Annotated in this window: 6 protein-coding genes; all 6 read left to right on the forward strand. The window is 45.1% G+C overall.

What is annotated here, in order from left to right; genetic code table 11:
* The coding region (locus B3K42_RS12455) for a TGS domain-containing protein (protein ID WP_292599067.1) at window positions 1-1,077 on the forward strand (1,077 nt) is incomplete at its 5' end.
* The gene (gene dtd / locus B3K42_RS12460; protein WP_292599071.1) at window positions 1,074-1,520 is read left to right on the forward strand and encodes a D-aminoacyl-tRNA deacylase; all 447 of its coding nucleotides are present in this window, start codon (window positions 1,074-1,076) and stop codon (window positions 1,518-1,520) included. The genes B3K42_RS12455 and dtd, both read left to right, overlap by 4 nt.
* An 11-nt stretch (window positions 1,521-1,531) precedes the next feature.
* On the forward strand, window positions 1,532-2,029 hold the full coding sequence (locus B3K42_RS12465; protein WP_292599073.1) for an OmpH family outer membrane protein: 498 nt from the start codon (window positions 1,532-1,534) through the stop codon (window positions 2,027-2,029).
* Window positions 2,026-2,748 (forward strand): LPS export ABC transporter ATP-binding protein, encoded by a 723-nt coding sequence (gene lptB, locus B3K42_RS12470; protein ID WP_292599075.1) that lies wholly within the window; start codon window positions 2,026-2,028, stop codon window positions 2,746-2,748. The genes B3K42_RS12465 and lptB overlap by 4 nt, the downstream gene beginning before the upstream one ends.
* Window positions 2,745-3,275, forward strand: a complete 531-nt coding sequence (locus tag B3K42_RS12475; protein ID WP_292599077.1) for a TIGR00725 family protein — start codon at window positions 2,745-2,747, stop codon at window positions 3,273-3,275. The genes lptB and B3K42_RS12475 overlap by 4 nt, the downstream gene beginning before the upstream one ends.
* A partial coding sequence (gltX, locus tag B3K42_RS12480) for a glutamate--tRNA ligase (protein WP_292599079.1) occupies window positions 3,262-4,050 on the forward strand: 789 nt, incomplete at its 3' end. The genes B3K42_RS12475 and gltX, both read left to right, overlap by 14 nt.

Here is a 4,050-nt window from a genome sequence, read left to right on the forward strand (position 1 = left end):
TGGTTTACGCAGCTTGTTGATTGGCAGAAGGATTTCATCGAAAGCTTCAAGGACATGGAATCGATTTCTCGAGAACTAGAAGTCGAGGAGGTGTTCGTCTTCACACCAAAGGGTGAGGTTGTTCATCTTCCAAAAGGAGCGACACCAATAGATTTCGCTTACGCTATTCATACTGAAGTTGGCCATCATTACGCCGGTGCGAAGGTAAATGATCGACTCGTTCCCGTCAACTATGAGTTGCAGCTTGGAGACAGAGTAGAGGTAATAGTGAATAAATCGAGCGAAGGTCCAAGCCTTGATTGGTTGAAGTACGTTCGGGCAAATTCGACAAAGGCTAAGATAAAGAGATTCTTCAAGAATGAGTACTCCGCGAAACTAGTGGAACGAGGCAAGGAGATATTCAGAAAGATAAGTAAGCGGCTTGCTGTCTCAATGGACGATTTGATCCAGGGAGAACAGATAAAGTCCCTTATGAACAGGCTCGGCGCACACAACGAGAACGATCTTTTCAGTAAGCTCGGAGATGGATCGATAACAATGGGAGAGGTTCTTAGCATTCTTGCGCCCAAAGAGGAAGAGGTCGAGACTCTTCCCGAAGAGACCGAATTGGTCAAGCAGAAACAGGCAAAGGGAAATGAAGTGACAGTTGGAGGCGAGACGGGTATTGCCGTCTATTTTGCAAAGTGCTGTACGCCGCTCCCGGGAGACGACATAATTGCTGTGATGAGTAGTAGGGGAATTTCGATTCACAACCGCAACTGCCGCAATTTGAAAGACATTAGCGAGGATAAACTGGTGGAGTCTCATTGGAATATCGTTACTGGAGGGAAATTCAACGCCTGGATAGTAGTAGAATTTGATGGCACGGACAAAACCCTGATTCACAAATTCCTTGAAAGACTTGAAAACAAGAATGCAAAAGTAATGAAGTACTCCGTTGAAGCAGGAAGATGGGGATATGATACACTGATTGCGAATATCCTTGTGAAAGACGTTGCCCACCTTACTTCAGTGATGGAGAGTCTCAGGGGCATGAAGGGTGTTCAGAACGTCAAGAGATTCGGAGGAGTAGCGTGAGGGCTGTAGTTCAAAGAGTTAATAGAGCAAGTGTGTTAGTAGATGGTAAAGTAACAGGAAAGATAGATAAGGGGCTTCTGGTGTTGGTCGGTGTTGGCCGGGAGGATAGCAGGAAAGACGCGGAATGGTTGGTAGACAAGACTCTGAACCTGCGTATCTTCGAAGACGAAAACGGGAAAATGAATCTTTCACTAATAGATGTCTCTGGGGCACTTCTTGCGATTTCGCAGTTCACAATTATGGGAGATGCTAGGAAGGGTCGACGACCCTCTTTTACTGATGCCGCTGAGCCAGAGGTAGCCATGGATCTCTTCAACTATTTTCTCCAGACAGCGTCTAAGACTGTGAAAGTTGAGACAGGGGTCTTCCAGGCACACATGAATGTGGAACTTGTGAATAGTGGCCCCGTGACGATCTTACTGGATTCAAAGAGAGTATTTTAGGAGGTGTTTTTGTGAAAAGATCCTTGAAATTTCTTCTTGTCGTGATAATGGTATCAGCGGTCGGGGCAATTGTAGTCTCTGAAAGCGGTGCAGGACCATCTGAGCCTGCAAAAATCGCATTTGCCGATATGCAGAAAGTTCTTGAAGCTACAAAAGATTGGGTAACTTTGAACACCGATTATCAGAAAGACACAGAGTTCTATCAGGGTCAGCTTGACAGTCTGAGCAAGGAGTATCAAGATCTGGCAAATTCTGGCGCAGGACAGGATGCGCTTCTGCGGAAACAGCAGGAGATTCTCGCCAAGAAAAGTCAGTACGAACAGACACTGGAAACTACTTACAATGCAAAACTGCAGGTCATATTGGAACAGGTTAACAAGCGAATTAAGGATTACGCAACATTCATCGGGATCGACATGGTTATCTCTAGTGAGATAGTCGTTTATGGTTCTACTGCATATGATATTACCGACGCAATAATTGAGTACATGAAAGGTTTTCAGAATTGAGTGATCCTTCTTATCTGAGGTGCGAGCATCTTGACAAGCGCTATGGAAGAAGAAGAGTATTGAAAGATGTCTCATTGGAGGCATCTTCTCTTGAGGTGGTTGGTCTTCTGGGGCCAAATGGGGCCGGGAAAACAACCGCCTTCAAGTCAATTCTTGGAATCGTTATTCCTAACTCAGGTAGTATCTTTCTTGATGATGAAAACATAACGCATCTCCCAATTCATGAAAGGTCAAGGAGAGGAATCGCTTACCTCCCGCAAGAAACGTCGATTTTCAGAGGCCTTACCGTAGTTGAGAATCTGACAATGGTTATGAGGCTCACGGGTCAGGAAGACAATTGCTATGAAAGGGCAAGCGAGATTCTTGACGAGTTTGGAATTCTTTCGCTGAAAGATCAAGTCGCTTCTCTTATATCAGGAGGAGAAAAGAGAAGACTGGAATTTGCAAGAACAATGACTCTTTCCCCGTCATTTATACTATTGGACGAACCTTTCGTTGGAATTGATCCGATGACTGTAAAGGATATACAAAAGATGATTAGGAAGTTGAAGAAAAGGGGGATTGGAGTTATTGTAACAGATCACGATGTCTCTTCAATAGCTAAGGTTGTCGACAGGCTTTACGTTCTGTACAAGGGAGAAGTGATCTCCTCAGGTGACCCGGAGTCCGTGCTCTCAGATAGTCAGGTTGTTGAGAAATATCTGGGAAGTGACGAATGATGCTTCACGTAGCAGTTATTGGATATTCGGGTTCTGTCAACAACAGCCCTGTAAAGGAGCTTCGAAGTATTTGCGAAGAAGTCGGAAAGTTGCTTGCCAGACATGGGCATGTTGTCATGACCGGTGGAAGAGATGGAGTGATGGAACTTGTTTCGAGAGCCGTCTCTATAGAAGGAGGCCGGGTAGTTGGAGTTCTCCCTACCGGCGATGAAGGAAACAATCACAATGAGGTTAGAATTCGAACCGGAATGGATTTTGCTTTGAGATCATTGATACTCACCAAGTCTGCCGATGTAGTAATATCTATGGGGGGTCAGGCCGGGACATTACTTGAGATTGTCTCCTCGTATTCATACGGACGCCCAGTAATTCTTCTGAAGAATACAGGCGGTTGGACCGACAGGATCAGATCGGTACTTATAGATGACAAGTATTTGGACGTGAGAAAAACAGTCGAAATAAAGGTGGCAGATAGTATTGAAGATCTTGAGAGGTTCCTTAAGGAGGCAGACAATGGTAAGGTGTAGATTTGCGCCAAGTCCTACCGGCAATCTTCACGTTGGCGGTGTAAGGACAGCGCTATTTAACTGGTTGTTCGCGAAAAATCAAAATGGAAGTTTTGTGCTGAGAATAGAAGATACCGATACTGAGCGTTCTGAGAAGATATTTGAAGATCAGATTCTCTCCTCACTGAAATGGTGCGGTCTTGACTGGTCGGAGGGGCCGGATATTGGTGGAGACTTCGGGCCCTATAGGCAGAGTGAGCGAGTAGAGCTTGGCTTCTACGATAGATATGCTCAAGAGCTTATTGAAAGGGGTCTAGCGTATTGTGCTGTCTATTCGAAATCCGATCAGGAAAATATTCTGCGGACCTCGGCTGAGCTCCCCAAATTGGCAGACGATGAGGTCTATACCGTCAAGTTCAAGATTCCGGTAGGCAAGACGCATTTTTCCGATCTTTCAAAGGGGGAGATGACCTTTGAGAATGAGAACTTCTCTGACTTCATAATAATTAAGTCCAATGGATTTCCTACCTACAATTTTGCAGTGGTCGTCGATGATCACATGATGGACATCACACACGTTTTCAGAGGGGAAGATCATCTTACAAACACTCCCAGACAGATAATGATATACAGGGCCCTCAACTGGGAACCACCAACTTTTATGCATATACCTCTGATTCTTGGAAGTGACAGAGCTCCTCTTTCAAAGAGGCATGGTCACACGAGTGTAGACCATTTCAGAAGGGAAGGTTATCTTAGTGTTGGATTGATGAACTATCTAGCCCTTCTCGGATGG

The organism is Mesotoga sp. UBA6090, assembly GCF_002435945.1.
Lineage (GTDB): Bacteria > Thermotogota > Thermotogae > Petrotogales > Kosmotogaceae > Mesotoga.